The organism is Haladaptatus rarus (assembly GCF_054177585.1).
Genome location: NZ_JBPEHG010000014.1, coordinates 118873 through 124974 on the forward strand (window position 1 = coordinate 118873; position 6102 = coordinate 124974).

Annotated in this window: 6 protein-coding genes and 1 pseudogene; 3 read left to right on the forward strand and 4 right to left on the reverse strand. The window is 59.3% G+C overall.

The genetic code is table 11. From position 1 onward, the window contains the following. Nucleotides 1–58: 58 nt before the first annotated feature. The gene (locus tag ACR3FE_RS22250; protein WP_458209899.1) at nt 59–820 is read left to right on the forward strand and encodes an IclR family transcriptional regulator; all 762 of its coding nucleotides are present in this window, start codon (nt 59–61) and stop codon (nt 818–820) included. Here the strand turns inward: ACR3FE_RS22250 and ACR3FE_RS22255 are convergent. Both ACR3FE_RS22255 and ACR3FE_RS22260 read right to left on the reverse strand, forming a co-directional pair. Continuing rightward, a pseudogene (locus tag ACR3FE_RS22255) lies at nt 811–2155 on the reverse strand (RNA-guided endonuclease InsQ/TnpB family protein). The gene ACR3FE_RS22250 and the pseudogene ACR3FE_RS22255 sit on opposite strands and share 10 nt — an antisense overlap. Next, nucleotides 2156–2266, reverse strand: a complete 111-nt coding sequence (locus ACR3FE_RS22260; RefSeq protein WP_458209907.1) for a DUF2080 family transposase-associated protein — start codon at nt 2264–2266, stop codon at nt 2156–2158. It abuts the pseudogene before it with no gap. A 349-nt stretch (nt 2267–2615) separates the two neighbouring features. Here ACR3FE_RS22260 and rdfA point away from each other — a divergent pair, with 349 nt between their 5' ends. Further along, nucleotides 2616–3233 carry a rod-determining factor RdfA gene (rdfA, locus tag ACR3FE_RS22265; RefSeq protein ID WP_458209900.1) on the forward strand — a complete coding sequence of 206 codons (618 nt, stop codon included), beginning with the start codon at nt 2616–2618 and terminating at the stop codon, nt 3231–3233. Between the two features lie 856 nt (nt 3234–4089). On the opposite strand, the gene ACR3FE_RS22270 is transcribed toward rdfA, so the two are convergent. Next, nucleotides 4090–4848, reverse strand: coding sequence for an IclR family transcriptional regulator (locus ACR3FE_RS22270; protein WP_458209908.1), 759 nt, complete (start codon nt 4846–4848; stop codon nt 4090–4092). A gap of 233 nt (nt 4849–5081) precedes the next feature. On the opposite strand from ACR3FE_RS22270, the gene ACR3FE_RS22275 reads away from it, so the two are divergent. Beyond that, on the forward strand, nt 5082–5252 hold the full coding sequence (locus ACR3FE_RS22275) for an NAD(P)-dependent oxidoreductase (protein ID WP_458209902.1): 171 nt from the start codon (nt 5082–5084) through the stop codon (nt 5250–5252). 174 nt (nt 5253–5426) lie between these two features. Here the strand turns inward: ACR3FE_RS22275 and ACR3FE_RS22280 are convergent. Then, on the reverse strand, nt 5427–6102 hold a 676-nt coding region (locus tag ACR3FE_RS22280), incomplete at its 5' end, for an SDR family oxidoreductase (protein WP_458209904.1).

Here is a 6102-nt window from a genome sequence, read left to right on the forward strand (position 1 = left end):
ACCATCCGTTTAGCACCGCCAAACAAGTTTTTAGTACCTGCCCCCGACACAGGGTGTCATGGAAGGCCCAAAGAACCCGGTCATGGCCGTGAAAACGACGGCCGATATCCTCGAGAAGGTCGCCGAGCTAGAACGGGCCGGCGTCACCGAACTCGCGAACGAACTGGACATCACGAAGGGGACTGTCCACAACCACCTCGCGACGCTGGAGGACCACGACCTCGTCGTCAGAGACGGTGGGAAGTTTCTGCTGGGGCTCCGGCTCTTCGAGTTCGGCGAACGGGTCAAGAACCAGCGGAAGATACACGACGTCGGCGTACCGGAGGTTGACAAGCTCGCGGATGAGACCGGGGAACTTGGCAACATCCTTGTCGAGGAGCACGGTCGGGGCATCTACCTCTACCGGGCGAGAGGTGATAACGCGCTCTCACTCGACACCGGCATCGGGTCACGGGTCTACCTCCATCAGACGGGCCTCGGGAAGGCGATACTCGCTCACCTTCCCGAGGAGCGGGTCGACGAGATCATTGACGAGCACGGACTCGAACCGAGTACGGAACACACGCGGACGACGCGCGAGGCTCTCTTCGAGGATCTTGAGCAGATTCGGGAACGAGGCTATGCGCTCGATGCCGAGGAACGGGCCGAGGGAGTACGATGCGTGGCTGCTCCCGTCATTACGAACGATGGCGTCGTCCGGGGTGCCGTCAGCGTCGCCGGGCCCGTAAGTCGACTATGCGGGGACTACCTGGAGTCGGCGGTTCCCGACATGGTCAAACGAACGGCAAACGTCATCAGCATCAACCTCTCCTACGCCTGAGTTCCGTTCGCACTCGGAACTCCCGTTCGTCGGTTCCACTCGTCGAGTTCGTTCGTCGGCGCCCGACCGATGTTTCGTACTGGTGAACTACCCTGCCTCAAGGAGCCGCCGAAGGCGGCGAGTAGGCAGGGGCTTCTTGTTTCCACGACGCGCTGTGCAGACACAACCGTAGTGTCCGTAGGGAGCGCAGTCTCTACAGGCGTTGATTCGGAGCGTCCCACTCCTACGTCTTCGAGACTGCGAGAAAGGATGTTCCACGCCGCGTTCGCGTCTCCGTCCGCTTCAAACCCACACGCCGAACAAGAGTGTTCACGAACCCACAGCGGCTTTTCTGTTTCAACACCACACTGAGCGCACTCTTTGGTCGTGCCCTCTGGTTGAACCTCCACGAAGTGCGTACCTTCGCGTTCACACTTGTATTCGAGCATACTCGTGAAGGTGTTCCACGCCGCCGACGCCGTATTACGGTTGTTGCATGGCGATTCGAACAGTCCCTTCACGTTGAGGTCTTCGACGGCTACAAGATCGTACTCCCGAGCGTAGTATGCCGAGAGTTGGTGGAGGAAGTTACGGCGTTTGCGCTTGAGTCGGAGGTGGCACTCGGCCACGCGCCGACGTTGTTTCTCCTAGTTGGCAGAGCCGTGGTCTTTCTGCGAGAGTGCCCGCTGTTCGCGTTCCAGCCGCTCTCGCTCAGTCGAGAGGTCAAGTGACCCGACTGCTGTTCCATCGGTGTCGTGGACATACTTCAGGATGCCCACGTCGATGCCGACCATCTCGTCGGCGCCAATCTCATCCAGTGACGGCTTCGTTGGCGGTTCCGTGTCCTTCTCGATGCCGAAGATGGCGAACCACTCACCGGTCTTTTCTTTCTTGAGCGTGACTTCTTTGATAGTGGCGTCGGTGGAGTTCGATAGGAATATCCGCGAGTTTCGAGAGTGACAACACGGTCTGACTACTCTTCTTGTCGAGTTCGAAGCCAGACTGGTTGTAGGTGAAACTGCGGAACTCTCGTGGTGACTTCCACTGTAGTTCACCGACCGTATAGCCCTGCTCTTTGAGCTTCCAGAGGGTTTTGACGTTGTGGGCGAGCCGCATCACGGTGGGCTGAAGCACTTTTGAGTACACGTCAGCCAGTTCGTCCCACCACTCCTTGAGACCGGGAAGCTCGTCACGGATTTGGCGGACGCGCTGTTTGACCGTGCCCTCACCCTCGGGAATCTGGTTGAAGCGGTACAGGGCGTGATTATAGAGTTGCCTACAGGTATCGCGGTGGTAGTCCAGCGTCTCCCGCTGGCTTTCTGTCGGGGTGAGGCGATACCTGTAGTTGTAGTTCATCTATTCGTTGTCGGGCTCAGAAGTACGGACGATTTTCACGTCTGCGCCACGCCACTGTTTTGGAACGAGGACGCGTGCGCCGTTGCCGGTGGCTTTCACTTCGCCCTCGATGACTTATTGGCCTTCGATTTCGTGCCTATTCATCGCTCGTGTTTAGATATTGTTTCAACATAAACGTGACGGTGCGTAGGCCTGTGGGCCAGCAACAAGCACGTGTCTGTAAGACGATGACGGCGGTGTATCCCCTCCCTACTGCGCTACTCGGCCGTCGGCCTGCGTTGCTCCTTGAGGAAGGGAGCTTACCGCCTGTGATTAGCTAAACGTGCCTGACTCAGTCTCCCCCCGAGAGTCGTATTCGATGCGGTGAACGGGTGCCCGAGCGGTTGCCGGGTTGGGACTCCGTCACGTACCGAACATGGGAGAATAATGCTTTATATCGTGGCTGGCGTACCAGTTCACAGTGAGCAATACCAACACCCGATACAAGGTTCCCCACGTTGCAGCGCAGTACGGAATCCAGGCCATCGAAGACGATCTCGCGGAGTCGTGGACGCAAGAGGACGACCCGATGAGCCTTCGCGACCTCGCAGGCTATTTCAATAGGCGGATGCTAAGGGCAGCGATGGAGAGCGCGGAGATGCAACCGCTCGAAGGCGAGGTCGAGAACACGTACCAGCTGTTGACTGACGAGGACGTCAGCAGCGGAGTATACACGGAGACGCGGCGGAAACTGGAAAGCAACGGCATCGACGTCGACCAGGTGGAGTCGGACTTCGTCTCCTACCAGGCGGTCCGAACATATCTCCGCAATGTTCGGAATGTCGAGCGCGAACGGGACACTGATGCAGAGCGCGTTGAGTCAGTCGCTGATAGCATCATGCAACTCCAGAACCGGACGATCGCCGTCACGGCGGAGAAACTCGACCAGTTGGACCGCACTGACCGCATCGACCTTGGCGACTTCCGGGTGTTCCTCGACGCGAGCGTCTTCTGTGAGGACTGCAAGACGCAGTACGACGTCGCAGAGGTCCTCGAGCAGGGCGGCTGTCAGTGCGAGTCCGATTCGTCCGACGAGTGACGACCCGTTGTGCGTCGCGTTGGTGTGGACAGTGTTTCGATAAGGCCTGAAGAACGAGGCTGTGGAAGTCGTAGTGCCTCTGCCAGAATTCGACCGCCTCATGGGGGTAACAACCTGACTGGATTAGAGTTTGTTGAGCGAGATGCGACACCGCAGCCACTGATGAAGCTCGGTATCCAACTCCATACGGCTGGATTGTCACTCTCCAATACAGTACAAACCATCGAACAGTTCGGTGCCGAGCAGCTGTCCATAGTGGGATGCAAATATCGAGTTACAGCCAACTGATAGGACGGCGCCGAATCGAGTCGGGGTTGACGAACCCGTGGTTCACCTCAACGACTGGTGCTTCTGGCTATGCGCCCTGTCGATTCCGACACTAACGAATTTCCTCACGTCAAACTCTATTCCCTGCGAACAACCGTCGTGACAAAACAGTTCCTCGTCGATGGTGTACCGTGGATACAGGACCCACTCTTCGAGGAGATCAGAATAGCGTTGAAGTGTCCTCAAGGAGGCAACACGGTGAACCTACAAGTTCGCAATCATCTCCGTCACGCCGCGCACCGCACCACCGAAACCTGGTGCAAACGCTCGCGTTCACGTGGAATCAGCCAATCTGAACAGCGTCGCTTGGGAGCCATAACAAAGTTACCTTTGTTATGGATAGCTGCGCTCCAGTCGAGGTACGCAGAGCAGCCCCGCGGTAATCACTAGCTCGCCCTTGTCATGCCATAACAAACCACGTTCAGCATGTCTGAACAGGTATGGGCTCGTGAGTCGGAGTGAAATCGGCAGGAGAACGCTAAAACTAGTCCATCATGCCGGATAATTATTGTTCAGGAATAGGGAACGGCTACGAGTACTTGAGGTTGAGTTCGATGACGTTGGCCGCGCTGCGGACCTTCTCAGGAATCTCCTGGTTGTAGCGGTTTGATTTCATTCTGCTGGCGGGTGCAGAAACGCTTATCGAACCTTCAACGTCGTCCTCGGCAGATTTCACGGGCGCCGCGACGCAACGAAGTCCTTCGAGTCGCTCACCGTGGTCCTGCGCGTAGCCGTCGCTCCGGATCTGCTCCAGTTCGACGTAGAGATCATCGCGGTCTGTAATCGTGTTCTCCGTGAGCTTGGGCAGTCCGTGGCGGTCGAGTACCGATTCGACCTGTTCGCGGGGCGTGTGTGCGAGGATGACCTTTCCAAGCGCCGTGCAGTGCATTTGGGCCTGTAGCCCCGGATATGTGTCCAGGTCGACAGCCTGGTCGCCCTTCGAGCGGTCGATGTAGGTGAGCAGTCCTTGCTCGCTCACTGCGAGGTTCGCCAACTCGCCGGTCTGTTCGGCGAGCTGTTTGACCTCGGGTTCCGCGACCTTGTAGATGTCCAGTCGATCTCGGATGTATCCGCCGAGTTCGAGGAACTGGAGGCTGAGACGGTACTCCTCGTCCTGCTGTATCACGTACCCTTCGTGGACGAGCGTACGAAGGTGGTTGTGGACCGTGCTCTTGCTCATCTCCAGGGCGTCCGCCAGTTCTGTGACCCGAGCCCCGTCGATTTGCTTCAGCGTCTGAATAATGCGGAACGTCTTCTGAGTCGTTTGCACCCGATTTTTTTCACCTATTCCGTTCATACCCGCTAATCTTCGCCCCAAGCCTTAAGTCTTGTTCAGACATGCGGAACGGGGGTGGCGGGAAAGAACGGAGCTGACCGATAGTTGTGATTACGAAGTGCCGTAGTCTACCCGATGAGGGCTTTCGAGCCGTTGAAAGGGCCCTCACAAGGGCGTTCTGTATTTCTGAGGGTGTCGATTTCGGTAGATACGGATATTAGAACCCCGTAGCATCGGTCGGGCGGGTGTGCCTCTCGCCTGAGACCGGACGCCTTATCGACGGCGACACGCCCGCGGCGATGCACAACGACGCGCTGCTTGTCAACACCGCTCGCTGCGGACTCGTCGATGAGGACGTGCTCGTCGAGGGGTTCCGAAACGGGTACATCGGCGGCGCGGCGCTCGACGTGTTCTAAGAGGAGTCGCTTCCCGTCGACCATCCCCTCTTCGACCTCGGTAACACGCTGCACTCGCCGCACACCGCCGGTTCGACGCGCGACGCCATCCTCAACGGGTCGCGCATCGTCGCGGCGGACGTCACACGTCTCTTCGACAGCGACGAGCCGGCGAACTGCGTGGTATAGGGCCGCCTACCAGTCCTCGAACTTGTCTCGGCGGTAGAGGTCGAGTTCCTGGACGACGTTCGGGGCCTCCTGTTCGGCGGCGAACGCGATGACCTCGGCGACGTCCTCGGGCGTCGCGGCCTCCTCGGGCGTGAGTTGCTCGCCGAGCGACTCACCGTCCTCGGACCCGAACTCAGTGAGCACCTCGGTAGGATTGATGGCGGTGACGCCGACGCCCTCGGGGCCGGCGCTCCCGGCGAGGCTGAGCGCGAGCCCGCGGATCCACCACTTCGTCGCGGCATACACCGGACTCCCTGGCCGCGGGTACTGGCCCGCCATGCTCCCCATGAGGACGAGATTCCCCTCGGTCTCCTTGAGGTACGGCATGACCTCCCGGGTGAGGAAGAACACGCCGTCGCAGTTTACGTTCATCATCTGTCGGTACGCCTCCGTCTGGAGTTCCTCGATGACCGTCTCCTCGCGGCCGAGCCCCGCGTTCCCGACGACCACGTCGAGTCGGTCGAAGGCGTCCACCGCGGTTGCGACGAGGTCCTCAACCTCGGACTCCTCGGTGACGTCGGTGGGCGCGACGAGGGTCTCGACGCCGTACTCGTCCGCGACGGCGTCGGCTAGTTCGCGCAGTCGTTCCTCGCGACGTGCCGCGACGACGACGTCCGCCCCACGCGCGGCGAGGGCGCGAGTC